The organism is Enterococcus sp. DIV0546 (assembly GCF_051712785.1).
Taxonomy (GTDB): Bacteria; Bacillota; Bacilli; order Lactobacillales; family Enterococcaceae; genus Enterococcus; species Enterococcus faecalis.
This window is the reverse complement of the sequence record NZ_JBIOPO010000001.1, coordinates 2,142,558-2,167,978: the sequence shown is the minus strand read 5'-3', so window position 1 is coordinate 2,167,978 and position 25,421 is coordinate 2,142,558. Positions and strand designations below refer to the sequence as shown.

Sequence of the window (25,421 nt, the reverse complement as noted above, 5' to 3'; positions counted from 1 at the left end):
GAGTTATGTTAAAGCGTTTTTTTGGGTATTATCGACCTTATCGTCGATTATTTATTTTGGATTTTGGGTGTGCCGTTTTTGCGGGGCTGTTAGAGTTGGCTTTTCCAGTAGCAGTCAATCAAGTAATTGATAAGATTATGCCAAAAGGAGATTTTCGCCTCATTGCATTAGCTAGTGCGGGCTTATTTGCATTTTATATAATCAATACGTTTTTACAATTTATTGTGGTTTATTTTGGTCATATGTTAGGCGTGAATATTGAAACAGATATGCGTGAAGAATTATATCAGCATCTGCAAACACAACCGTTTGAGTATTATGATAATCAAAAAACAGGGAAATTAATGAGCCGTTTGACCACTGATCTTTTTGAAATTTCGGAAGTGGCGCATCATGGTCCAGAAGACGTCTTTATTACGATTATGACGTTAGCAGGTTCTTTTTTATTAATGTTAACCATTCACGTGAAATTAGCCATCGCTACGTTTATTTTATTGCCATTTATCACGATTGCGCTAGGCTATTTTAATAAAAAAATGACAAAAGCGAATACGGATATTTACGATAATTTAGGTGAATTTAATGCTGGGATTGAAGCGTCAGTAAGTGGGATACGTGTCACGCAATCTTTTGCAAATGAACCATTTGAACGAAAACAGTTTAATTATTTAAATCAAATGTATCGAAAATCGAAATTATATTTTTATAAGGTGATGGGTGTCAGTTCCGCCTATAATTACTTATTAATTCGTCTGATAAATTTATTTTCATTAATTTTTGGTGCGTATTATACAATTAAAGGAGAAATTACAGAAGGTCAGTTTGTAGGATTTATTTTATTAGCCAATATTTTTATTCGGCCGATTGAAAAAGTCAACAATATGATTGAAAGTTATCCCAAAGGATTTGCTGGTTTTAAACGTTTTACGGAAGAAATGGACAAACAACCGTCCATCAAAGATTTGCCAGGAGCTGTTGCTGTTTCGCATTTAGAAGGAACGATTGCCTATAAAGACGTTTCATTTGCTTATGAAAATGGCACAAAAGTTTTAGACCATATCAATTTAAAAATTCAACCTGGTGAAACCGTTGCTTTCGTTGGCCAAAGTGGTTCAGGAAAAACGACCTTGTGCAATCTGTTGCCTCGTTTTTATGAAGTCAGTAGTGGTGAAATTACGATTGACGGTAGAAATATCCAGCAAATGACCTTGGCTTCAATACGTAAGCAGATTGGAATTGTTCAACAAGATGTGTTTTTATTCCCTGGAACATTACGAGAAAATATTGCTTATGGGAATTTAAATGCTACAGAAATAGACATTCAACAAGCGGTGAAATTAGCACATTTAGAACATGTAATTCAGCTAATGCCAGATGGCTTGGACACAATTATTGGCGAACGTGGCGTGAAATTATCGGGCGGTCAAAAGCAGCGAGTGGCAATTGCGCGAATGTTCTTGAAGAACCCGCCGATTTTAATTCTAGATGAAGCGACTTCTGCATTAGATACAGAAACAGAGCAAGTGATTCAAGAGTCATTAAACTCGTTAGCTGACGGGCGAACAACATTAATTATTGCCCACAGACTGGCAACGATTAAACATGCTGATCGAATAATCGTAGTGAGTGACCAAGGAATTTTAGAAGATGGAACACATGAAACTTTGTACGCGCAAAGAGGCCACTATCGTCGGCTGTACGATGCTCAATTTAGAACATAAAAAAACCCGCGAATAAAACTTCGCGGGTTTTTATTATATTTAGTTAGCGCCGAACTTTTCTTCCCAAACCAACAGCATTTTTCATTCGTTGAAGTGTTTTGTTGGCTACCTGGCGAGCGTTTTCTGCACCCTCATCTAAAATCATATCTAATTCTTCTGAAGCTAAAAGTTCTTGGTAGCGCACTTGAATAGGTTCTAATAAGGCAACTACTGCTTCTGCTAAATCTGCTTTGAAGTCTCCATAGCCTTTGCCTTCGTATGCTTGAACAAGTTCCTCAACAGTTTGACCTGTCGCAGCAGAATAAATATTTAGTAAGTTAGTAATGCCAGGCTTTTCTTCTTTATTATATTCAATTACACCAGTTGAATCAGTTACAGCAGAGCGGATTTTTTTGCGAATCACTGCTGGCTCATCAAGCATTGAAATAAAGCCCTTCACATTTGTATCAGACTTACTCATCTTTTTCGTTGGTTCTTGTAAGCTCATAATTCGACTACCTTGCTCAGCGATTTTTACTTCAGGCATCGTTAAAATTTCTTGATTTTTTTGAGCGTAACGTTTGTTGAAGCGTTCCACAAAATCACGTGTTAATTCTAAGTGTTGTTTTTGATCATCTCCGACTGGCACTAAGTCAGCGTTGTACAACACGATATCACCAACCATTAATGGAGGGTATGTTAAAAGACCAGCGCTTACGCCAGCACGACCATTTTTTTGCGATTTATCTTTAAATTGTGTCATTCGCTCTAACTCACCAATAGAAGTATTGCACTGAATGATCCAACCAGCTTCTGCATGCGCACTCACTTCAGACTGTATGAAAATTGTTGCTTTTTGTGGGTCTAAACCAACCGCTAGGTAAAGAGCTGCTAAGCTACGAATTTGTTGGCGTAGCTTTTGCGGTTCTTGGGGAACGGTAATGGCATGTTCATCCACAATACAAAAATAACAATTGTATTCATTTTGTAATTCGATAAATTGTTTCATTGCACCAATGTAATTTCCGATTGTCGGAGTACCACTGGGCTGAATACCAGAAAAAATTGTTTTCATTAAATAACCACCTGACTTTAGACTTAAGATAGTGAATAGTTCTATTATACATTTTATTAGAAAAAAATACATGGGAACTTCTTGAAAAATCACCAAGAGAAGTAAATTATAACAGCAACTATAAAAATAGAAAACTGTATTACTTTTTTACAGAATCATAACGAATATCCATAAAATTTTATAAAAATTAACCCTAATTTTACACGGATGTAATGAAGGAAAAATAAACAAAGTTAATAAAAAATGTTTAAAAACCCCTAGTATTTTTATTAGAAATTAGGTATACTGGTTTTAAATAGAGGAACAGTACAGTTCCCTGTTTCAGAAACGCGATGATTCGCGAAAAGGAGTGATGCACAATGTTGACACTTTATACTTCCCCAAGTTGCACGTCATGTCGTAAGGCTAGAGCCTGGTTGCAAGAGCACGAAATTCCTTTTAAAGAAAGAAATATTTTTTCTGAACCTTTAAATATTGAGGAATTAAAAGCAATTTTAATCATGACAGAAGATGGAACAGAAGAGATTATCTCTACTCGCTCTAAAGTTTTCCAAAAATTAAATATGGATTTGGACGAGCTTCCACTTCAAGATTTATTAGAGTTGGTTCAAGAAAACCCTGGATTGTTGCGTCGGCCAATTATGATTGATGAGAAAAGATTACAAGTCGGTTTTAACGAAGATGAAATTCGTCGATTCTTACCAAGAGATGTTCGACAACTGGAATTGCGCCAAGCACAATTAATGGCAGGTTTATAAAAAATATAAAATTTTGTTCTTTATTTGTTAATTGTAATAAAGAACGACTCATATGAATTTAGGGCCAGGGATTTTTATCTCTGGCTTTTTAATACATATTTAGAACTTGTATTCATTTGATTTGGCAGAACGTGGTCAAGGAAAAATAGTATCTTTTTTGGAGAGACTGCGTTAAGATGAAGAGGTAGAAGGAGCGAAAAACCAATCGTTAAAAAAGTTCAAAGTTTATAAAACGTTCGCTAGTTTTCGAGGATTTACAGACTTTCCACTTTACTTTTGTGTAGTTTTCGCTACAATGAACGTAAGAAGTTTCCTGATTGAAGCAAAGAGAGGTGTAGCGCTATGGAAATGGAACATATTAATGAAAATACGATTCGTGTGTTAATTGGCAACGAAGACCTGGCGGATAGAGGGATTACTTTTCTTGACTTACTAGGAAACCACAAAGATGTTGAAAATTTCTTTTATAGTATTTTAGAAGAAGTTGATGTCGAAGATGAATTCCAAGGCAGTGAAGCAGTCACTTTCCAAGTCTTACCTAAAAATGATGGTTTAGAACTGTTTATTAGTAAAAATGTCGCTATGGACGACTTGTCTTCCTTAGAAGGTCTGAGCGAAGTCAATGCAGATGTTAGCGAATTAATTCGCAAACAAATTGAAGCAGACAAAGCAGCCGCCGATGAACTTGATGAGATGGAAGCCACAGATGAAACAAACAGAAATGTAATCTTTGAATTAGATAATTTTGAAGCGATGATCCAATTATCCAAAGAAGTCTTCATGCAATCTGTTTTGACTAACTTATACACGTACAACGATCGTTATTACTTACAAGTTTTGTTCTTAACCGATGAATTAGAAAAAACAAATGTTGACAATGAAATTGCACAGATTTTAGAATTTGCTCATAAAACAACTGTCACTCAGGATACTTTAGTCGAATATGGCACTTGTATTATGGAACGCAGTGCGTTGGAATTAACACGTTATTACTTTAATGATTAAGCAAAAAAGCAAAAACTTTCGAGTTTTTGCTTTTTTTTTGATGAAAATTAAGAAACTTTGCGTAGTTTATTTATGAGAGGTGAAAATCATGTTAACAGCTTTAACGGCAGACAACCAAGAGTTATTTTCTTTAATCGATTGCTCGATTGATGAATTAACACAGATACGAAGCGAACAAGCTTTTGTGTGTCCAATGTGTCATCAATCGGTCATTTTGAAGGCAGGCCCCATTAAAATACCCCATTTTGCTCATCGTAAAAAGAATAGTTGTTGGTACGAAGCAGAAGCTGAAACAGAAGAACACCTCCGCTTGAAGCAGCTTTTTGCGGAAAAGTGTTTACGTGAAAAGCTGTCTTTTCAAGTTGAGGCATACTTACCCGCCTTGAAGCAACGCCCAGATTTACTCATTGGGAAGATAGCCATTGAAATTCAATGTAGTCCATTGCCAATTAAACGTTTGGTGGAACGGACGGAGACTTATCAAGCTCATGGCTATCAAGTTGTTTGGATTTTAGGTGAACGATTAGTGCCTAAAGACAAGCTCACGCAATTAACGAAACAATTTCTTTACTTTTCGGAGTCCTTGGGGTTTTATTTATGGACGGCCAATAAGAAGCAAGAACGAATAGAATTACTTTGTCATATTGAAGAGAGTCAATGTCAACAATTTTATAGAAGAAAACAATCATGGGATTTTTACGAAAAAAAATTACTAGAAATCATCCAACTACCGACTGCTAATTTAAATTTACTGCCAGATAGACGGCACACTGGCCAATTGATGCATGATTATTATCAAAAATTGACGCAACAACTTGGTTACAGAAATGCTCAGTTGCTTAGAACACAAAGCTTTTTATACACGAAAGGTTGTCACCTTCTCCAGTTACCTTCTTGGTTTTACTATCCTGGATTGAAGCTATTACCTTCTTCTGAAGAAGATATTCATTTAAAAATGCTTGTTTGGGAAGCACTAAAAACCAAAGAAGAGCGTTTAGTGACCAAACAGGAACTATGGCGTATCTTGGAAGTTAGTTTTTTGGAAGAAGGAAACTTTATTTGGCAACCGCTGCCGAATATTGACTTAAAAAAACTTTTTAAAATCGTGGGGAATAGCTTATTGAGCTGGTTACAAGAATGTTATGTGTTAATTAAAGTAAATAATAAGTACCTAATAACTAGTATTTTCCTAAGAGAAGATCCTGAAAAGCTCATTCATTGGCTAAAAAAAGTGAAAAAACAACATTTTTTTAGTCACACGTGTTAAATTATGATAGTATAATGAGTAAAACGTTTCTTAAAGGAGAGTAAACTATGAGCGAAATTAAACAATTACCAACACGTGATGAAGTTCCAACTCCATTAACTTGGGATTTAACCAAAATTTTTAAAGATGATGCTGCTTTTGATGTTGCGTATAATCAGTTGACAGAAGAGCTAAATCAAGCAGAATCATTTAAAGGAACCTTAGGGAATGGTGCAGAAGCTTTTCTAGCTGCGTTAGAATACGTTTTAGATGTCTATCGAAAAGTGGAAACATTATATGTCTATTCTCATTTAAAAAATGATCAAGACACTACAAATACAGCTTACCAAGCTTTATATGCCAGAGCTAGTTCTTTATATGCACAAGTTAGTGAAGCTGTTTCTTGGTTTGACCCAGAGGTTTTAACATTAAGTGATGAACAAATCTGGGGATATTTTGAAGAGCAGCCGAAATTAGCTGTTTATCGTCACTATATTCAAAATATTTTAGATGAACGTCCCCATGTTTTATCGATGGAACAAGAAGCTTTACTGGCGGGGGCTAGTGAAATTTTTGGTGCCTCAAGTAATACATTTTCAATTTTAAATAATGCAGATTTAGAATTTCCAACTGTACAAAATGCTGAAGGCGAAACGATTCAACTTTCTCATGGCGTTTATGGTCAGTTAATGGAAAGTGTCGATCCATCTGTTCGTGAAGCAGCATTTAAAGGTTTGTACAAAGTGTACAAACAATTTAGAAATACCTTAGCCTCAACTTTAGGTGCACATGTTAAAACGCATAATTATAAAGCAAAAATTAGAAATTATGATTCTGCTCGGGCAGCATCTTTAGCAAGTAATCATATCCCTGAAAGTGTTCACGAAACATTAGTAGCTGTAGTAAATAAACATTTACCTTTGCTACATCGTTATGTAAAATTAAGAAAAAAATTATTAAACGTAGAAGAATTACACATGTACGACTTGTATGCGCCTTTGCTAGGTGAAGCACCAATTCGTTACAGCTATGAAGAAGCAAAAGAAAAAGCAATTGAGGCTTTAAAACCACTAGGTGAAGACTATTTATCTATTGTTAAAGAAGCTTTTTCAAGTCGCTGGATTGATGTGATTGAAAATCAAGGAAAACGAAGCGGCGCATATTCTTCAGGAGCTTATGATACAGCCCCATACATTTTAATGAATTGGCATGATAGTTTGGATCAACTATTTACATTAGTCCATGAGATGGGCCATAGTGTTCATAGTTACTATACAAGAAATAATCAGCCGTATGTTTATGGCGACTATTCAATTTTCTTAGCTGAGATTGCTTCAACCACAAATGAAAATATTTTAACAGAATATTTATTACAAACAGAAACAGATCCTAAAGTACGTGCGTATGTCTTAAATCACTATTTAGACGGCTTTAAGGGAACCATTTTCCGTCAAACGCAATTTGCGGAATTTGAACATTTTATTCACACGGAAGATGCTAAAGGCACGCCATTAACAAGTGAATATTTGAGTGAGTATTATGGCGAGCTCAATGCTAAATATTATGGACCAGAAGTAGTTAGAGACGAAGAAATCAGTTACGAATGGGCGAGAATTCCACATTTTTATTACAATTACTATGTTTATCAATATGCAACTGGCTTCTCAGCCGCTTCGGCATTGTCTAAACATATTTTAGCTGGAGAAGAAGGAGCTTTAGAGAAGTACCTTAACTACTTGAAAGCAGGAAGTAGTGACTTCCCAATTGAAGTGATGAAAAAAGCGGGCGTGGATATGACACAAGCCGCGTATATCGAAGATGCAATGAAAGTTTTTGAAGAACGTTTAACGGAATTAGAAGCTTTGGTTGAAAAATTATAGACAAAGAAGTGGGATATAAGTCCAAATGACTTATATCCCACTTTTTAACTCTTAAGATAATTGGTTAACAGCTTTTGTCGCAGCATCTTTTTTATAATAAATGTAAATGTCCATTTGGAAAATGATAATTGGAGCGACGTTTAAATTCAAAGGTTGCGTCACCTTGGTCCAGCAACGGTTCGTTATGTGGATGGACACGACAAAGTTGTTTAATTTCATCCATGTTTTCAAAATTTTCGACTAAAATGCCGAAATCGTTCTCGCAAGTATAGTTGTAAACGACTGCGGTAGGGTGTTGTTTAATCCCCATTTCTCGAGCAACTTTTTGGTCGGTTTGGAAAGATTCTTTGACAAAATCGGATTGTCGGTCTTTACGATACATATCAATATCCCCGCCGGCCGCTAGAAGTAGTTCTTCTGATAACTCAGGAGAGTAAGCTAGACCGTCTTCAGCTACTGCTTTTTGTAAGCCAATCAACAATTGTCGGCCTTTTTTTCGGCCTTGTAACTGTGCTGCTTTATAGTCAAGAGCGGCTGAGTATAAATCTTCAAAAATTCGATTCCGTCGTTTAATGTCATTAATCGGAATATGTTGACGACTCAAAAATTCATTGATCGTCTTCATGTTTAATAAAGGGATAAAGCGCAATTGTATTTTCTTCTTGTCGTTAACAGACAATTGTATAATTTCTTTTTCAATTTCTAAACAGACGCCGCCTAAAGGATTGACGAACAAATAAATTTCAACCATTCATACTTCCTCCAATGCCATGCTTTTTCAAATACAGGTGCCAGAACGTCAGTGCTTCGAATACTAATACTAAGGGGCAGTGGTCCGCATCATGCGTTGAATCTTGTTAGGTGCAAGCGTAATGGGAATGTTCAAATCAGCCATTAATGTTTGAAACGCTTGCTTGCCGCTTTCAGCTTCAGTAACTTCTAACTCTAATTCAAAATCGTGCTGTTGGTTATACCAACTTTCGTCTAACGCAAGTAGTCCTTGAGGAATTTGTTTTTCTGCACGTGCTGTTTTTAATGAACCAATTAAATGGATCGAGGCGATTTCAATACCTAATTCTTGTAATTTCTTCGCCACAGCCCCCTCAGTAGGGAGGTGATTCCTTTTGATAAAGTGGTTCGCCGACTCAAGCGATAAAGGGTCATTGATTTCTAATAATCCTTCTGGCGCAGGAACTTTTAAGGTTAACTCACCACGATCTGCTAATACGCGAATTCTTAAGCCCATTCGTTGTGCTTTTAATTGAAAATCGTCCGTATCAAAATAATGATTTGTTTGCGTAAAAAAGTCCGTTTTTTGAATAGCAAAATGGTCGATTAATCGTTTGAAATCTTGCGGACTAACTAATGTTTTAAATTCAATTTCTAAGTGCTCACTCATGGGGTTCTCTCTCTTTCTTAAATCACTCCAATTTTCACATATTATATAGGTTTCCGTCAAGAAAAGTGGTCTTCTCTGTGAAAAATTTTTCTAATGAAAGGCGTTTGGAAATCAAATAGCGAATAACACCCTATTTTAGGGAGGACTGTGGTAAAATAATCAGTGAATGAAATTCAAGGAAATTGAGGGATCTACCATGGAACGAGAGTGGGAGCTGTTTTTAGCGCCATATGAACAGGCGGTCAGCGAATTAAAAGTAAAACTACGAGGTATTCGTAAACAATTTCGGGAGCAAGATAAACACATACCAATTGAATTCGTTACGGGACGTGTGAAACCAGTAGATAGTATTTTGACAAAGACGGCAATTCGGCATATTCCTTTAAATCGGATTGAAGAAGAAATGCAAGACATTGCTGGTTTGCGGATTATGTGCCAATTTGTGGAAGACATTTACCAGGTAGTCGCACTTTTAAGAAATCGTAAAGACTTAAAAATTGTGGAAGAACGGGACTACATTGAAAATAAAAAAGAAAGTGGCTATCGTTCGTACCATGTGGTGGTGGAATATCCTGTGCAATTAGTCACCGGGGAAAAGATTATTTTGGCCGAAATCCAAATTCGGACACTCTCCATGAATTTTTGGGCAACGATTGAACATTCTTTGAATTATAAATATCAAGGTGTCTTTCCTGAAGAAATGAAAGAACGCCTTCAGCGAGCGGCAGAGGCAGCCTATTTATTAGATGAAGAAATGTCATCTATTCGTGAAGAAATTCAAGAAGCACAACATTACTTCTCTCATGGCCGTGGATTGCTAGAAAACGAATACTATAAGCAAATTAAAAACGAAACACCAGAAAATCAGTAAAGGAGTCTGCTTATGAAAGTGGCGATTGTTCATAACTCGGAAGAAAAATCGAAACAAGTCACAAAACAACTGACAACACTATTAGAGCAAAACCAAATTCAAATAGACAATCGTCAACCTGAACTTGTGATTTCAGTCGGCGGAGATGGTACGCTTCTTTCCGCTTTTCATCGATTTAATCATCTGTTAAACGAAGTAAGTTTCTTAGGTGTACATACCGGACACTTGGGTTTCTATACAGATTGGCGTGATTATGAATTAAAAGAACTAGTTGAGAGTTTGTGTATTCATCGTGAAAAAAGTACGAGTTATCCATTATTAGATGTGCGGATTCGGTTTAGAGATGGGAAACCAGATAAACATTTTTTAGCATTAAATGAATCGACAATTAAACGAGGAAACCGGACGATGGTGGGCGATGTGTTTATTAAAGACGAACTGTTTGAACGATTTCGTGGTGATGGGTTGTCGATTTCGACCCCAACCGGCTCTACTGCGTATAATAAAAGTATTGGTGGAGCTGTTTTGCATCCTAGCATTAATGCGTTTCAGTTAACCGAAATCGCCTCCTTAAACAATCGTGTCTTTCGAACATTGGGGTCACCGATTGTAATCGCACATACGGAGTGGCTGGAGATTAAATTACAGGAAAGTGATGATTATTTTGTCACGGTGGACCAATTAGATATTTATCAAGAAAATATCGCTTCTGTCTGCTATCGAATTGCAGACGAACGGATTCATTTTGCCTCTTATCGGCACATGCATTTTTGGCATCGAGTGAAAGATGCCTTTATTGGTGAGGATTAATTAAACGATGGAATTTCAATGGACATATGACAAAGAAACAACACAACAAGTGAAATATTTTTTAAAGGAACAAGGCGTTTCAAAAGGGTTATTAGCTAAGGTGAAATTTCAGGGTGGTAAAATTCAAGTGAATGGGACCGTTCAAAATGCCATCTATCCTTTACAAACTGGCGATGTCGTTAAAATGACGATTCCAGATGAAGTGGAACATGAGACATTATTAACAGATGATGAACCGATTGAAATTGTGTTTGAAGATGATCATTTTTTAGTAGTTAATAAGCCCGCTGGCATTGCCTCGATACCTGCTCAGTATCATCCTTCAGGAACGATGGCGAATCGTGTTAAGGGCTATTACAAGCGTCAAAATTACGTGAATCAAGTTATTCATGTCGTGACTCGTTTAGATCGAGATACTTCTGGGCTGATGTTATTTGCGAAACACGGCTTTGCTCATGCTTTAATTGACCAAGAATTACGAGAAAAAAAGGTGACAAAAATTTATTATGCCCTTGTTGGTGGTGCGATTGAGCAGTTAAACGAGCATCAATTGATTGAAAAGCCAATTGGGCGCGACTTGTCCTCTTTATTAAAACGCCAAGTTATCGAAACAGGTCAATTTGCTAGCACAGAATATTGGCTCGCAAAAAGAGGAGCCCAAGCAGCAGCTGTGCGCATTCAGCTCCATACAGGACGAACACACCAAATTCGGGTACATTTTGAAGCAATTGGCTGTTCATTGTTAGGGGATGAGATGTATCATGGAGAGATGGATCAAGGAATTGAGCGGCAAGCGTTGCATTGCATGGAACTAATTTTTACTCATCCTTTTACCAAAGAAACGGTTCATCTGATTTCCCCACTAGCGGAGGATATGAAAAGTGTAGATGATACGTTATAATAATAAAGAGGCAGGAGGGGAAAGTGTAAGATGAATGAAGGCCAAGAAATGGAAGAGCAATTTGCCCTTCTTTTAGAAACGCTAAAAAATCAACAAATGAACGAATTTCGTGAGCTATTTTTAGCGTTACACATTTATGAACAAGGACAATTTTACCAATCGTTAGATGAAAAAGACCGACAACATTTATACAATTACCTATCTCCGAAAGAACTAGCGGATATGTTTGATGTTATCGAAGAAGATAATGAGAATATGAAAGATTATTTAGCTGAAATGCGCCCAAGTTATGCAGCAGATATGTTAGCTGAGATGTATACCGATAATGCGGTGGATTTACTAAATATGTTAGATAAAAGTCAAAAGGCGAAATATCTTAGTTTGTTAAGTAGTGAAGAAGCAGGCGAAATTAAAGAGTTACTTCATTACGAAGATGAAACTGCTGGGGCGATTATGACCACCGAATTTGTTTCGATTGTGGCGAATCAAACAGTGCGTTCTGCGATGTACGTCTTAAAGAATCAAGCGGACATGGCGGAAACAATCTATTACGTTTACGTAGTCGACCAAGAAAATCATTTAGTCGGCGTTATTTCGTTGCGGGATTTAATTGTTAATGATGATGATACCTTGATTGCTGATATTTTGAATGAACGGGTTATTTCAGTTCATGTTGGCGATGACCAAGAAGATGTCGCGCAAACAATTCGTGACTATGACTTCTTAGCTGTGCCAGTTACAGATTATGATGATCATTTGTTGGGGATTGTAACAGTTGATGATATTATTGATGTTATCGATGATGAAGCCGCTAGCGACTACTCTGGTTTAGCCGGGGTCGACGTTGAAGAAGTTAGTGAGAACCCTTTAAAAGCCGCTTCTAAACGATTACCTTGGTTAATTACGCTGCTGTTTTTAGGGATGTCTACGGCCTCGTTAATCAGTAATTATGAGTCGTTAGTTAGCGAAGCGAGTATTTTAGCCGTTTTTATTTCTTTAATTACCGGAACAGCCGGCAATGCCGGGACACAATCATTGGCGGTCGCGGTACGCCGTTTGGCTATGAAAGATGAAAAGGATAGTAATTTTGGTCGCTTAATCTTAAGTGAAGTGCTCACGGGACTAGTGACGGGGGCTGTGACAGGTTTAACCATTATGATTGTGGTTGGCGTGTGGCAACATAATCTTCCACTTGGATTTGTGATTGGGATGGCAATGCTCTGTGCAATTACTGTGGCGAATTTAGCAGGGAGTTTAATCCCAATGTTAATGGATAAATTAGGGTTTGATCCCGCAGTTGCCAGTGGCCCGTTTATTACTACCTTAAGTGATTTAACCAGTGTATTAATTTATTTCAATATTGCAAGCATGTTTATGCGTTATTTTGTTTAAAAAATTGCACTTATTTATCATGAGACTGAGGTAAAAGGATTCGTTGGTTTGCTTGTATCTAAAAAAGTGAGATAGCCGTTAATACGACGGCTACCTCACTTTTTTAGATACAAGAAATTAAACAATTTTTGTGCCATGGACTTCTGTGACTTTTAAAGTGTCCATCACAGTTTGAACGTTTTCTGTGGAAATACCGCCACCTGGTAAAATAAGAATCCGTTGATCTGCGTAGGCAATTAATTCTTTTAAATGATCAAAGTTGTCTTCGATAGGGGTACCAGCTGGCCCGCCATGAGTTAAAATACGCGTCACACCACGCTCAGCTAACCAGTCGATCGCCTTAAATTGGTTTTCTTTCGACAAGGCATCAAAAGCCATATGGAAAGTGATTTGCAAGCCTTCAGCTGTTTCAATGAATAAGTCCAAAGCTTCTTCATCTAACCAACCGTCCTCAGTTAAACAGCCAATAACAATGCCGTCGGTTCCTAATTTCTTTGCTTCGATTAAATCGGTATGCATAATTTTTAATTCAATATCATTATAGACAAAATTGCCGCCACGAGGACGAATGATTGTCATCACTGGTACTGAATGTTCGCCAGCGTATGCTAAGACTTCTTCAATAACACCAGTACTTGGCGTCGTTCCACCTACGGCTAAGTTATCGCATAATTCGATGCGATTCGCACCTTTTTGAATGGCTTGGGGAATCTTAGTGAAATTTTCGGCACAGAATTCTTTAATCATTTCTTATCGCTCCTTGCTTTTTCTTCACAGGCATTGTACCATAATTCTGCTTACTACCATAGCCCTGAAAAAAAGAGTGCAACTTTTTATAAGAGAAAATGTTCATTTAATGAACGTAAGGAGTTTTAAATGTTAAAGAAAATTGAACGAGCACAACAATTATTGAAAAAAGAAGCAGCCGTATTTCGCTGTCCAACTTGTCATGAACCAATGCATGTAGAAGGGGTTGGTCTGATTTGTCAACAGAGGCATCAATTTGATTTATCCAAGAAAGGCACGCTATACTTTCTAAATCATGGCGTTCAGACAGAATATAATAAAAAAATGTTTACTTCTCGAGGAAAAATGATTCAAAGTGGCATGTACGCGCCTGTTTTAAACAAAATTATGCACTATCTTCCTCAAAATAAAACAGTAGTCGATGTTGGTTGTGGTGAAGGGAGTTTTCTAGCTGAGTTAAGTCAAGCAGGCTTATCTGGACTGAAAATCGGGTTTGATTTATCAAAGGAAGGAATCTATTTAGCAAGTAATCAGCCAATTGATGCGTTTTGGTGTGTGGCGGATTTAACGAATTTGCCATTCGCGAATGAAGGGCTTGATACGATTTTGAATATTTTTTCTCCTTCACATTATCAAGAATTTCGGCGAGTATTAAAAGCTGACGGGACTGTGATTAAAATTATTCCTGAAGAGAATTACTTAAAGGAATTACGAGCGGCTTTTTATCCCAATGACGAAAAGAAACAAAGTTATTCCAATCAAAAAGTAGTCCAACGTTTTTCCGAGGAATTAGCTGTGGAAGTAGATGAACGAATAACTTATTGCTTTGACATTCCCGAGGAAAGACGGTTGGATTTATTAGAAATGTCGCCATTAGAGTGGCAAGTTTCTCAAGAAGTTAAAGCCGAGCTACAACAGCGACCATTGGAAAAAATCACGATTGACGTCCGCTTGTTAGTAGGTCGTAAAAGATAGACTTTTTTGTGAAGAAAATCCTAAAAAAGTCTTGCAATAAAGTGACATTGGTGTTATATTACTTACAAGTTGTTTTTTCATTGGTTTTTATCAGGGTCCTGTTCTGATAAAAGTTAGTGAAGAGACCTTCACTAACGTAACGACTCGCCGTGCTAGACACCGAGACGGTACGTTTTTTTTATTGGTTAGAATAGCTGCCGCCTGACATCATCGCGTCATGCGGTTTTTTTTTTGAAAATAAGTATTGTGGGCGCTATTTATTTTGAATTTATGCTAAAATGAACACGATTGATATTTGAGGAGCTGAAGATAGTTGACGAACCATATTGTTTTATTTGAACCACAAATTCCAGCAAATACTGGAAATATTGCACGGACATGTGCAGCGACGAATACACCGTTGCATTTAATTGAACCTTTAGGATTTTCAACAGATGATAAACACTTAAAACGTGCCGGATTAGATTATTGGAATGATGTAAATATTACGTATCATAAAGATTTGGCTGCCTTTTTAGCCCATGTGGCAGGCAAACACTTGCATTTAGTAACCAAATTTGCTCACCAAACATACAGCGAGGTCAATTATAATGATGGCGAGGACCATTATTTTCTTTTTGGAAAAGAAACAACGGGCTTACCAGAAACGTTTATGCGAGAAAACGAAGAAAAGTGTATCCGAATTCCTATGAATGATGAACATGTGCGCTCATTGAATCTTTCTAACACTGCCGCACTAATTGTTTATGAAGCCTTACGTCAGCAAAATTTTCCGAACTTAGAACTGACGCATCATTATGAAAATGATAAATTGGATTAAAAAAAGTTAAGACAGTAGCGCTTTTTTCAAAAATGTCAGAAGAAAGTGGTTTTATTTTTACTGTTGCCCAATTTTCAAGCCTAGAACAAAAAACAATTTAGATTTTTGTTCTAGGCTTATTTTGCTTGGATTGCTAGAAACTTCCATGGATATTTTCGCAGGGAAGTGATAAACTAGAAAGACATATGAAGAGATAAAGAAGTTTGGAGAAGTTACATGAAATTATATTTTACACGACATGGAAAAACTGAATGGAATCAACAGAAACGATTTCAAGGAATGACAGGAGATTCGCCGTTATTACCAACTAGTTATGACGAAATTAAACAATTAGGCCAATATTTACAAGATATTCCGTTTGAAAAAATTTATTCTAGTCCGCTATTACGTGCCAAAAATACTGCGCGGGGAATTCAACAAGAATTGAATCGTCCAGTTGAAATTGTTTATACAGATAGCTTAAAAGAATTAGGTTTAGGTCGTTTAGAAGGACAATATATTGAAGAAATGCGTAATTTTTATGGAGAAGAATTAGATCATTTACGGCATCGTTTAGATTTGTATGATCCAACAATTTTTGATGGTGAACCAATCGAGCAAGCGATTCAACGGATTTCAGAAACAGTTGCTGAAGCGGCGAAGCAACACGAAGGTCCAGTTCTATTTGTCGGACACGGAGCAGCCCTGACGGCGGCAATCCAAGCGATGGCTGGTAAACCATTATCAGAATTACGGACAATGGGCGGGCTGTTAAACAATAGCCTTTCAATCCTTGAAACCAAAGAGGCATCAAGGAACATGCCGTACGACTTAACGTTATGGAATGATACGTCTTTTTTAGCTAAAGAAAAAGCACAATAAGCGCACAACAGAAAGGAGGGCTTGTAGTGGTAACACTTTTTGGTGAGGACGAAGAAAAAGCCTTTATTGTTGGGACTGTACAAGCAATCTTTTTTGAAAATCCCAGTAATTTTTATAAAGTCGTTCTTGTAAATGTGACCGATACAAATACAGATTATTTAGAAAAAGAAATTGTAGTAACTGGAAGTTTTGGCCAAGTTCAAGAAGAGGAACCCTATCGTTTCTTTGGTCATTTTGTGGACCATCCTCGTTATGGCAGACAGTTTCAGGTGGATAGTTATCAGCAAGAAAGACCGACTTCGGCTAGTGGGGTGGTTAACTATTTATCAAGTGACAAATTTCCTGGCATTGGTAAACGAACAGCTGAAAAAATTGTTGAAGTATTAGGGGAAAGTGCGATTGACCGAATTATTGATGACCCGAGTGTTTTGGAAGAAGTTACTGTTTTAAATGAAAAAAAACGTCAAGTAATCGTCGAAACAATTCGCTTGAATCACGGGATGGAGCAAGTGATTGTGGGACTAAATCGATACGGCTTCGGTAGTCAGTTAGCTTTTTCAATTTATCAAACCTATCAAGAAGAAACCCTTTCTGTGATTCAAGAAAATCCTTATCAGTTAGTTGAAGATATTGAGGGAGTCGGATTTAAACGAGCGGACAATATTGCTGAACAAATCGGCATTCAGGCGGATTCTGCTGTTCGAATTCGAGCGGCGATTTTACATGAAGTGTTTGAGCACTCCATTCGCTCAGGCAATACGTATGTTCAAGCAGATGTTTTGTTAGAAGAAGCGATTCGGACCTTGGAAGCAAGTCGCCCAGTGGAAATCTCACCTGATCAAGTGGCCAATGAAATCATTACGTTAGTCGAACATGGAAAAATCCAACAAGAAGAGACTAAACTTTTTGAGAACAGTCTCTATTTTTCTGAATGGGGCATTGGTACTTCGATTCAGCGTTTACTTTCTCGTAAAAAAGAAATTCATTATGAGGAAGAAGAAGTCCAAAAAAATATCCGAATGATTGAGAAACGTTTAAATATTCAGTATGGCGACTCGCAACAAGCAGCGATTGAAGAAGCGATTAAATCACCGTTATTTATTTTAACTGGAGGGCCCGGAACAGGGAAAACAACTGTTATTAATGGGATTGTCTCGTTGTTTGCGGAACTAAATGGTCTTTCATTAGATCTCAAAGACTATACGCAGGAGATGTTTCCAATCTTGCTAGCGGCGCCAACTGGGCGAGCAGCGAAACGTATGAACGAAACGACAGGTTTACCTGCAAGTACCATCCACCGTTTGTTAGGCTTGACAGGTCGTGAAAAAAATCCGAGTTTAACCGCCAAAGAATTAGAAGGCGGTTTGCTAATTGTAGATGAAATGTCCATGGTGGATACTTGGTTAGCCAATACGTTATTAAAAGCTATTCCGACAAACATGCAAGTGATTTTTGTTGGTGATAAGGATCAGCTACCGTCTGTCGGTCCAGGTCAAGTCTTACATGACTTATTGCAAATTAACGAAATTCCCAAATGTGAGCTAAACGAAATTTATCGTCAAGGAGACGGTTCAAGTATTATTCCTCTTGCCCATGAAATTAAAGAAGGAAAGTTGCCTGCTGATTTTCAAAAAAATCAAAAGGATCGCTCGTTCTTTGCAAGTGATATTGGTCATATCGAAGAATACATTCGACAAATCGTCACAAAGGCAAAAGCAAAAGGGTTTACGCCACAAGATATCCAAGTTTTAGCGCCAATGTATCGTGGCGCAGCTGGCATTGATGCCTTGAATAAGATGATGCAAGAAATCTTCAATCCAAATGATGGTAAGAAAAAAGAAGTCAAATGGAATGACACCGTCTATCGGATTGGGGACAAAGTTTTGCAACTAGTCAATACGCCAGAATTAAATGTGTTCAATGGAGATATGGGAGAAATCGTCGGAATTACTTTAGCCAAAGACTCAGAGGACAAAGTGGACGAGTTGGTTTTACAGTTTGATAATAATGAAGTAACGTATAAAAGAAATGAATGGAATAAAATTACGCTATCGTATTGTTGTTCGATTCATAAAGCGCAAGGTAGTGAATTCCGCATGGTGTTACTGCCAATGGTTCATCAGTATAGCCGAATGCTGCAACGAAATTTGCTGTATACAGCAGTGACACGTAGTAAAGAATTATTAATTCTACTAGGTGAGGTTTCTGCTTTTGAAACATGTGTCAAAAACGAATCGGCTAGTCGCATGACGATGCTAAAAGAACGAATCGTGAACGCAGAACAAATGACCTTAACGACTAGAACTCAGTTAGAAGCCTATGAAGAAGGTTTAACGGCAGACTATCCATTTACTGAAAAGGAAACAAAAGCTGTCTCTTATGAAACTGAACAGCAATCAACGAAAGCCAATCAGATCAAAGAAACAGACGAGCAATTAGTTGACACGACGGTACAAGAAGTTTCACTATTTGCTGATGAAGGGGAAGAGTCAACCCCAGAAACAGCAAAGAAAGCGACAAAAGTTGTCGAAGAACCATTACCAAAAGAACCACGACTAACAGTCGAAATTATTCAAACAAATGCTGTTGATCCAATGATTGGAATGAAGGATACGACGCCTTATCAATTTATGTGAGAAAAGGAAAGAGTGCCATAAGTCGTTTTGACTTATGGCACTCTTTTTCAACCTTAAGGGACTCAGTTAAAACCAAAACAAACGTTTTTGTGTGGTATAAACCATATCAATACTTCGTTTGCCTAAAATCTCGCCATCTGCGTGAATGGTTTGTGGAATCGTCGAAACAATTCGAATTTTACTTGATTGAAAATGATGAAAATGTTTAGATTTCCCTTGTTTTTGGCGAAGCAATAGGAAAATAAGCCACAAAATTTTAAAAATATTGATTCGTTCCACGACAACTAAGTCCACGACTGCTTTGCGAGGATTGGCCGTCGGCATAATTGATACGCCCCCGCCAAAATAAGGATGATTTGTGACCGTACATAGGAAAGCACGATTAAATGTGTATTGTTTACCATTCATTTCAACTAAAATTGGAAAGCTTTTTTGTTTAAAAAAGACATGAATGATTGAAGAAATATAGGAAAGCGAGCCAAGCTTAAATTTATTTAAGGCTTTTTTTGATGACGATTCGTTGGTTTTTTCCACGATTGCCGCATCTAACCCTAAGCCAACATTATTGGTGGCTAAGCCGATTTCTTCTTGGTTGGCTTCTACATAATGAATTGTTTGAATTTCTTTTGGTCGTCTGGTGCGCAGGATTTGATGCAATGCTTTATCAATATTTCTTGATAATCCCACCCCTCGTGCAAAATCATTTCCAGAGCCGCATGGAATATAGCTTAAAGGAATAGCTGAATCATATGGAAGTAATGAATTAATGACATTATGTAGTGTGCCATCGCCGCCTAGCACGACTAGGATTGGAAAAGTTGAAACGTCTAAGTCTTCAGACCAAGGAAGTAAAGTTGTTTCTGCAAGTTCCTTCGTCAATTCTTTTTCATGTCCAGCGTAATCAGTGTAAAGAGCCGTATATTTAAGTTCTTGTTGCTTGAGTTGTTGAATCACTTTTCTAGCGACTTTTCGGCCATTGCCGCTACTTGCCTGCTCGTTGATAATAAGATAGTAGTGAATGTTCATTGAGCTCCTCCTTTGAATCGCTATTGTCCATTATACCAGAGGGAGGAACTTCTGCGAATAAAGATTGCTTAAAAAAGTAAAAAATGACTAGAAAAAGGCACGAAACAATGCATGAGAGGTGAAAACTGCAAATAAGTGCAAAGTAAAACAGGGCTTTCATTGACTATTTTGACTTTCCATATTAGAATGTGAACTGTTGCAATTGTAACCAAGGTTCATCAACCATCCCTTGTAAAAAAACTCGGAGAAAGAAGGAAAAAGTATGCAAAATTCGTTTCAAGCCAATCGAAAGCTAAGAACAGTCTTAGCCAATGGTATCATTATGGGCTTATATATTGTCCTCTCTTTATTGGTTCGGCCAGTTTCTTCTGGTATGATTCAATTTAGAATTTCAGAAAGTTTGAATCACCTAGTCGTTTTCAATCGCAAATTGATGTGGGGTGTTTTAGGCGGCGTTATCTTTTTTAACTTATTTTTTGGTTTCGGTGTAATGGATGCTCTGTTTGGTGGAGCGCAAACATTATTTGCGTTGAGTTTAACAGCTTTTTTACAAAAAAAGGTACCAAGTATTCCTGTTAGAATGTGTCTAAATAGTCTATTTTTCACTGTAAGTATGTTTTTTATTGCCTTTATGCTAGTACCAAGTGGCGGTCAAGCATTTTGGACAACTTATGGTTGGTTAGCATTAAGTGAAGCGATTATTATGACGATTTCAGCACCAATCATGTATTTTATCAACAAGTCATTAAAATTTGAAACACGTATTTAATTGAAAAGATGTGGATAGAAATGATTCATCCTTTGAATGGCAGTGAAGAAAAGTGTCGTTGCTATTAGTGAACTAAGTGATAGAATGAACTGTTTCTACCTCGTCTTTTTTACATAAAGAATAAGATCTACATTTTTTCTAAAAATTTTCATGTAAAACTTTACTAGTCTGTTGGAATACACTATGATAGTGTAAGATAAACGGACTATTGGAAAGTCACAGCAGAGGAGTTTGAACATGTACACATTTAAAATCGGTATTCCGGCAGAAGTACACGATACATTTGTTAAAAATCACCCATTATGTAATTTACTACAGTCATCTTCATGGGCAAAAGTCAAGGATAACTGGGGTTCTGAAATTGTTGGGGTTTATGAAAAGGATACATTAGTCGCATCAAGTTTAGTTTTAATCAAACCATTACCAGCCGGTTTTACGATGTTATATACACCAAGAGGTCCAGTAATGGACTATACAAATGAACGTCTGGTCAGCTACTTTATGGCTGAATTGAAAAAATTTGGCAAGAAAAAACGAGCTTTATTTATAAAAATGGATCCAGCGGTTCACTATCAAGATTTTCATTTAGGAGAAGAACATCAACCGCATGCTGAAGCGACAGCTATTATTGAGACCTTGAAAAAAGCAGGGGCCAAATATCAAGGACTGACAATGGATATGGGGGCCACCATCCAGCCCCGCTTCCAAGCGAATATTTATCGTGAAGATTTTAGTGAAGAACAATTGTCAAAAAGCACCAAGAAAATGATTAAAACAGCTGAAAAAAAAGGGGTCGTTGTGCAGCAAGGGCATGTTGACTTTGTTGATGAATTTGAAAAAGTCATTCAATCAACCATGGAACGCCAACATATTTCTTTACGGAATAGTGATTACTTTAAGAAGCTGTTGAACATTTACCCAGAAGACTCCTTTATTATGCTGGCGGAAGTCAATTTAAAGGAACGCTTAGATAGCACGCGACAACGCTATGACAAAAATCAAAAAGACTTGAGTAATTTGAAAGAAAATCAAGTGAAAAAGCGCCATAATTTAGAAGAATTAGATGCTTCCTTGACTCGGGAACTAAAAGAATTAGAAGAAAATATCGCAGAAGCTGGTGAAATTGTAACGGTTGCTGGCGCCTTGGCTGTGACATTTGGTCCAACAAGTGAAATCCTTTATGCTGGCTTAGATGATCGTTATAAACGCTACATGCCAACATATGTGACTTGGCGAGATGCCATTCAAGAATGTTTTAACCGTGGCTGCGAAAGCTGTAATATGGGCGGCTTAGAAGGTAGTTTAAATGATGGCTTAATTAAGTTTAAAGCGAACTTCAACCCAACGATTAATGAATTTATTGGGGAATTTGATTTACCGGTTAATAAATTATTATTTAAAGCCAGTGAATATGCTTATAAATTACGAAAACAAAAAAAATAAATAAAAAACACAGGGACTAAAAATCAAACTTGATTTTTAGTCTCTGTGTTTTTTCTATAATTTTTGCGTTGCATTCCGTTTCATTAAGCGAAGCAAAACGCTAGCAATTGCTGAAGCAGCTACACCAGCAACAAGAGCTTCTGGCACACCAGAACTGAAAATCGTCGCAATAATAGCTAGGTAAACAGCAGTTCCAGCTTTACCAATAATTTCAGCATAAGCTGAATTAAAAAGAAAATAAATCATGTTCATGACTAAAATGGTATTCGTTGCTGAGCCTAAAACACCAGCCACAAATAAGGAGACAGGTTGCGCTTTTTCCTTCGTTAATTTATTTAGCCATTTGTAAGCGAAATAAGGAACGACCCCAATTAAAATCCGCGGAATGAGCACAATTAAAAGAGCCTTCCAACTACCGTGATCGGTACCGATCACGGGAATAAATGGAGAAAAAACAAACGACAAAGGTGTTGGTGCTGTCGTATTTTTAATTAAGCTAATGATCCCAAACGTGCCGCCCAACATACTACCGATTTTTGGCCCTAAAACAATGGAACCAATAATTACAGGAATATGCATCGTGGTCGAATTTAAAGGACCTAATGTGATAAATCCTAGCGGGGTTAAAGCCAGTAAAAGTAAGATAGCTAAGAACATTGCTGTTAACGTAAATTTTTTCGTGTTATTCATAAATTACTCCTTGTTATCAGATGCTAAAATTTTCATCACTGTTTGAATGATATCTTCAACAGTGGCAAGTGCGCCACGACCATAATCGCCACAAGCTAATAGAGCTTCACGTGGGATTATTTCTTGATAGCCGACTTCTTTTAAAATGCCAATATTTCGTTGGACAATGGGGTTTTGGTACATATACGTATTCATCGCGGGCGCAATAATTTTTGGTGTTTCAGGATAAAGTGCCAAAGCAACTGTTGATAATAAGTCATCGGCAATCCCATGGGCTAATTTCCCAATTGTATTGGCCGAAGCAGGTGCTACTAAAAATAAATCCGCTTTTTTAGCTAACTCAATGTGATTAATTTTACTGGGATCAATTTCCATCATGACATCCGTATGCACTGGATTCTTAGAAAGTGATTGTAACGTCAGCGGAGTGATGAACGCCGTGCTGCTTTTAGTCATTAAAATTTCCACATTGTAGTCAAGCTTAGCTAGTTGACTTGTAATATCTGCTGCTTTATATGCAGAAATGCTGCCAGAGACGCCTAATAAAATAGTTTTCATTGTTGTTCTCTCCATTTCTTTTCAACATTTTTAACGATCATTGAACCAATCCCTTGTTTTGAACAAGCTTCTTGGACAATGCCCGTTTCGTTAATTAATAATCCTTCGTGTTCTGTTTCATGAACGTTCATCAAGTCATTGGCTAAGACAAAGTCACACCGATTTTTAACCAAAGCGGCTTGTGCAACATGGACAAGTTCTTCTTGTGAAACGTCGACAAGTAATTTAAAGCCCACTAAAACAGTTTGGGGTTGCTTGTCACGAATCATTTGGATGACTTTAGGATTTTTCTTTAGAAAAATTAATAATCGGTCCGTATCAGATGAAATTTTTGTTGCTGTTTGAGGAATATCAGCAATCTGATTCAATGTGTTTTGAACGATAGTTGCCAAGGCTTCTTTGGTCTTTGGCAATGTTTGTTCGCTTAATTGTTGAGCAAAAGAATCAATAAATTGTTCTTCCGTTTGCGCGGTTTCCGTCGTAAAATCACTGACTGCCATTGCGTGAACAATCGCATCAAATTGCTTTTCAGCAAAGAGTTGTTCTAACGTAGTAGCTAATTCAACCGTTGTTTCTATTTCTTTAATTGATAAGTCCAATTGTTGGGTTGGACGTAATGCATGTTTGGTTGTTACGTAGGTTACGTTGTGTCCAGCAGCTAAAAAACTTTCAGCAATTGCTTTTCCTAGTCCGCCAGAAGAATGATTGGTAATCGAACGAACATTATCAATCGGTTCTGACGTTCCACCAGCAGTAACTAAAACATCCATAATCAAAACGCCTCCTTAAGAAATTCGGACAATGGTCCGTCCAATATGTTGGCCTGCTTGTAATGCTTCAAAAACAGGGGGAAGTTCTTCTAAAGTAATCTCTTGATACACAGCTTTTTCAGTGATGTCTAAATCAGTGGCAAGACGTTGCCAAACTATTTTTCGTTTGTCCATACCAACATTAACCGAATCAATGCCCAATAAATGAACGCCCCGTAAAATAAAGGGTAAAACGGTTGTCTCTAATGTAATTCCAGCAGCGCGGCCACAAATGGCTGAACGGCCATCATAACGAAGTTGTGGTAAAACAGCAGAAGTAATTTCCCCACCAGTGGTATCAATTGCAAAAGCAAAACGCTGTTTCATCAATGCTTTAACAGGAGTTGCTAAGAAATCTTCTACTAATAAGCATTCACTAACACCTAACTCTTTTAAAAGCTCAAAAGAATCTGGCTTTCTAGTTAATGCAGTGATTGAAGTGTAGCCTAATTGATGCAACATCGCAATAGACAATGTCGCAACACCGCCTGTCGCACCAGTTACAATAATGGGGGCTTCTTTGTCGTCGCGTAAGCCATCGTCTTCTAAAGCTGTGACAGATAATCCGGCCGTAAAGCCAGCAGTTCCGAAGATCATTGCTTCTTTGAGACTCATTTTTTCAGGAAGTGGAACTACCCAATCGCCAGGAACACGCACATATTCAGAATAACCGCCAGTATGACTAACCCCTAATTGATAGCCTGTTACGATCACTTTATCGCCTTCTTTGAAACGAGGATCTTCCGATGTGACAACAGTGCCACTGACATCAATTCCTGGAATCATTGGATAATTGCGAATCACACCTCCGTCTTTTTTTGAAGCTAAAGAGTCTTTAAAGTTAACTGAGGAGTAGGCTGCTTTGATTACTACAGTGCCTTCTGATAAATCGTCTAAAGTAATGGTTTCTAGTTGACTAATAACAGATGTATCTTGTTCTCTTAACGTAAATGCTTGAAATGAATTCATATAAAAACTCTCCTTCCAATTATGTAAAAAAGCAACTCGTCTTATTTTATCATATTCTGATTTTTTCGTATCATTTTTCTT

24 protein-coding genes are annotated in these 25,421 nt (G+C 37.3%); 15 read left to right on the top strand and 9 right to left on the bottom strand.

What is annotated here, in order from left to right:
• Window positions 1-5 precede the first annotated feature (5 nt).
• Window positions 6-1,721: an ABC transporter ATP-binding protein gene (locus IGJ24_RS10470; protein WP_289865620.1), complete on the top strand. Its 1,716-nt coding sequence runs from the start codon at window positions 6-8 to the stop codon at window positions 1,719-1,721.
• 43 nt (window positions 1,722-1,764) lie between these two features.
• Here the strand turns inward: IGJ24_RS10470 and trpS are convergent, their stop codons facing one another.
• Window positions 1,765-2,775: a tryptophan--tRNA ligase gene (gene trpS / locus IGJ24_RS10465; protein ID WP_002359559.1), complete on the bottom strand. Its 1,011-nt coding sequence runs from the start codon at window positions 2,773-2,775 to the stop codon at window positions 1,765-1,767.
• Between the two features lie 359 nt (window positions 2,776-3,134).
• Here trpS and spxA point away from each other — a divergent pair, with 359 nt between their 5' ends.
• The 4 genes from spxA to pepF all read left to right on the top strand — a co-directional run bounded on the left by spxA (window position 3,135) and on the right by pepF (window position 7,664).
• Window positions 3,135-3,533 (top strand): transcriptional regulator SpxA, encoded by a 399-nt coding sequence (gene spxA, locus IGJ24_RS10460; protein WP_002356477.1) that lies wholly within the window; start codon window positions 3,135-3,137, stop codon window positions 3,531-3,533.
• A gap of 342 nt (window positions 3,534-3,875) precedes the next feature.
• The gene (locus IGJ24_RS10455) at window positions 3,876-4,538 is read left to right on the top strand and encodes an adaptor protein MecA (protein ID WP_002356478.1); all 663 of its coding nucleotides are present in this window, start codon (window positions 3,876-3,878) and stop codon (window positions 4,536-4,538) included.
• An 88-nt stretch (window positions 4,539-4,626) separates the two neighbouring features.
• A complete protein-coding gene (locus IGJ24_RS10450; protein WP_010824839.1) occupies window positions 4,627-5,805 on the top strand; it encodes a competence protein CoiA in 1,179 nt (392 codons plus the stop codon).
• A 47-nt stretch (window positions 5,806-5,852) separates the two neighbouring features.
• The gene (gene pepF, locus IGJ24_RS10445; RefSeq protein WP_002380671.1) at window positions 5,853-7,664 is read left to right on the top strand and encodes an oligoendopeptidase F; all 1,812 of its coding nucleotides are present in this window, start codon (window positions 5,853-5,855) and stop codon (window positions 7,662-7,664) included.
• 91 nt (window positions 7,665-7,755) lie between these two features.
• Here pepF and IGJ24_RS10440 read toward each other — a convergent pair whose 3' ends face one another.
• Window positions 7,756-8,415 carry a ClpXP adapter SpxH family protein gene (locus IGJ24_RS10440; protein WP_002356482.1) on the bottom strand — a complete coding sequence of 220 codons (660 nt, stop codon included), beginning with the start codon at window positions 8,413-8,415 and terminating at the stop codon, window positions 7,756-7,758.
• Between the two features lie 69 nt (window positions 8,416-8,484).
• Window positions 8,485-9,063 (bottom strand): CYTH domain-containing protein, encoded by a 579-nt coding sequence (locus IGJ24_RS10435; RefSeq protein WP_010712743.1) that lies wholly within the window; start codon window positions 9,061-9,063, stop codon window positions 8,485-8,487.
• A gap of 196 nt (window positions 9,064-9,259) precedes the next feature.
• On the opposite strand from IGJ24_RS10435, the gene IGJ24_RS10430 reads away from it, so the two are divergent.
• Genes IGJ24_RS10430 through mgtE form a run of 4 tightly spaced genes read left to right on the top strand, consistent with a single transcriptional unit; the run spans window position 9,260 to window position 13,037 of the window.
• The gene (locus tag IGJ24_RS10430) at window positions 9,260-9,934 is read left to right on the top strand and encodes a GTP pyrophosphokinase (RefSeq protein WP_002356484.1); all 675 of its coding nucleotides are present in this window, start codon (window positions 9,260-9,262) and stop codon (window positions 9,932-9,934) included.
• A gap of 12 nt (window positions 9,935-9,946) precedes the next feature.
• Window positions 9,947-10,744: an NAD kinase gene (locus IGJ24_RS10425; protein WP_002356486.1), complete on the top strand. Its 798-nt coding sequence runs from the start codon at window positions 9,947-9,949 to the stop codon at window positions 10,742-10,744.
• A 7-nt stretch (window positions 10,745-10,751) separates the two neighbouring features.
• On the top strand, window positions 10,752-11,645 hold the full coding sequence (locus IGJ24_RS10420) for an RluA family pseudouridine synthase (RefSeq protein WP_289865622.1): 894 nt from the start codon (window positions 10,752-10,754) through the stop codon (window positions 11,643-11,645).
• 30 nt (window positions 11,646-11,675) lie between these two features.
• Window positions 11,676-13,037 (top strand): magnesium transporter, encoded by a 1,362-nt coding sequence (mgtE, locus tag IGJ24_RS10415; protein ID WP_002362548.1) that lies wholly within the window; start codon window positions 11,676-11,678, stop codon window positions 13,035-13,037.
• A gap of 117 nt (window positions 13,038-13,154) precedes the next feature.
• On the opposite strand, the gene cutC is transcribed toward mgtE, so the two are convergent.
• Complete coding sequence (gene cutC, locus IGJ24_RS10410) at window positions 13,155-13,784, bottom strand: copper homeostasis protein CutC (RefSeq protein ID WP_002359565.1); 630 nt, start codon at window positions 13,782-13,784, stop codon at window positions 13,155-13,157.
• A 129-nt stretch (window positions 13,785-13,913) separates the two neighbouring features.
• On the opposite strand from cutC, the gene IGJ24_RS10405 reads away from it, so the two are divergent.
• The 4 genes from IGJ24_RS10405 (at window position 13,914) to recD2 (ending at window position 19,076) form a co-directional block, all read left to right on the top strand.
• Window positions 13,914-14,759, top strand: coding sequence for a methyltransferase domain-containing protein (locus IGJ24_RS10405; RefSeq protein ID WP_129193750.1), 846 nt, complete (start codon window positions 13,914-13,916; stop codon window positions 14,757-14,759).
• A 313-nt stretch (window positions 14,760-15,072) separates the two neighbouring features.
• Window positions 15,073-15,579, top strand: coding sequence for a tRNA (uridine(34)/cytosine(34)/5-carboxymethylaminomethyluridine(34)-2'-O)-methyltransferase TrmL (gene trmL, locus IGJ24_RS10400; protein ID WP_002356493.1), 507 nt, complete (start codon window positions 15,073-15,075; stop codon window positions 15,577-15,579).
• 216 nt (window positions 15,580-15,795) lie between these two features.
• Window positions 15,796-16,440 (top strand): histidine phosphatase family protein, encoded by a 645-nt coding sequence (locus tag IGJ24_RS10395; RefSeq protein ID WP_002365042.1) that lies wholly within the window; start codon window positions 15,796-15,798, stop codon window positions 16,438-16,440.
• 26 nt (window positions 16,441-16,466) lie between these two features.
• Window positions 16,467-19,076, top strand: a complete 2,610-nt coding sequence (gene recD2 / locus IGJ24_RS10390) for an SF1B family DNA helicase RecD2 (RefSeq protein WP_129193748.1) — start codon at window positions 16,467-16,469, stop codon at window positions 19,074-19,076.
• A 66-nt stretch (window positions 19,077-19,142) separates the two neighbouring features.
• Here recD2 and IGJ24_RS10385 read toward each other — a convergent pair whose 3' ends face one another.
• Window positions 19,143-20,102: a diacylglycerol/lipid kinase family protein gene (locus tag IGJ24_RS10385; protein WP_002397978.1), complete on the bottom strand. Its 960-nt coding sequence runs from the start codon at window positions 20,100-20,102 to the stop codon at window positions 19,143-19,145.
• A 262-nt stretch (window positions 20,103-20,364) separates the two neighbouring features.
• Here IGJ24_RS10385 and IGJ24_RS10380 point away from each other — a divergent pair, with 262 nt between their 5' ends.
• The gene (locus tag IGJ24_RS10380) at window positions 20,365-20,871 is read left to right on the top strand and encodes a QueT transporter family protein (protein WP_002356499.1); all 507 of its coding nucleotides are present in this window, start codon (window positions 20,365-20,367) and stop codon (window positions 20,869-20,871) included.
• A gap of 237 nt (window positions 20,872-21,108) precedes the next feature.
• Window positions 21,109-22,314 carry an aminoacyltransferase gene (locus IGJ24_RS10375; RefSeq protein WP_016616089.1) on the top strand — a complete coding sequence of 402 codons (1,206 nt, stop codon included), beginning with the start codon at window positions 21,109-21,111 and terminating at the stop codon, window positions 22,312-22,314.
• A gap of 54 nt (window positions 22,315-22,368) precedes the next feature.
• Here IGJ24_RS10375 and IGJ24_RS10370 read toward each other — a convergent pair whose 3' ends face one another.
• From IGJ24_RS10370 to IGJ24_RS10355, 4 genes are read right to left on the bottom strand one after another with little or no spacing between them, the layout of a single operon-like run.
• Window positions 22,369-23,004, bottom strand: coding sequence for an ECF transporter S component (locus tag IGJ24_RS10370; RefSeq protein ID WP_002356501.1), 636 nt, complete (start codon window positions 23,002-23,004; stop codon window positions 22,369-22,371).
• Window positions 23,005-23,007: 3 nt separating this feature from the next.
• On the bottom strand, window positions 23,008-23,562 hold the full coding sequence (coaC, locus tag IGJ24_RS10365; protein ID WP_289865624.1) for a phosphopantothenoylcysteine decarboxylase: 555 nt from the start codon (window positions 23,560-23,562) through the stop codon (window positions 23,008-23,010).
• Window positions 23,559-24,332, bottom strand: a complete 774-nt coding sequence (coaB, locus tag IGJ24_RS10360) for a phosphopantothenate--cysteine ligase (RefSeq protein WP_129193747.1) — start codon at window positions 24,330-24,332, stop codon at window positions 23,559-23,561. The genes coaC and coaB overlap by 4 nt, the downstream gene beginning before the upstream one ends.
• Before the next feature lie 15 nt (window positions 24,333-24,347).
• The gene (locus IGJ24_RS10355; RefSeq protein WP_129193746.1) at window positions 24,348-25,340 is read right to left on the bottom strand and encodes a YhdH/YhfP family quinone oxidoreductase; all 993 of its coding nucleotides are present in this window, start codon (window positions 25,338-25,340) and stop codon (window positions 24,348-24,350) included.
• Between the last annotated feature and the right edge of the window lie 81 nt (window positions 25,341-25,421).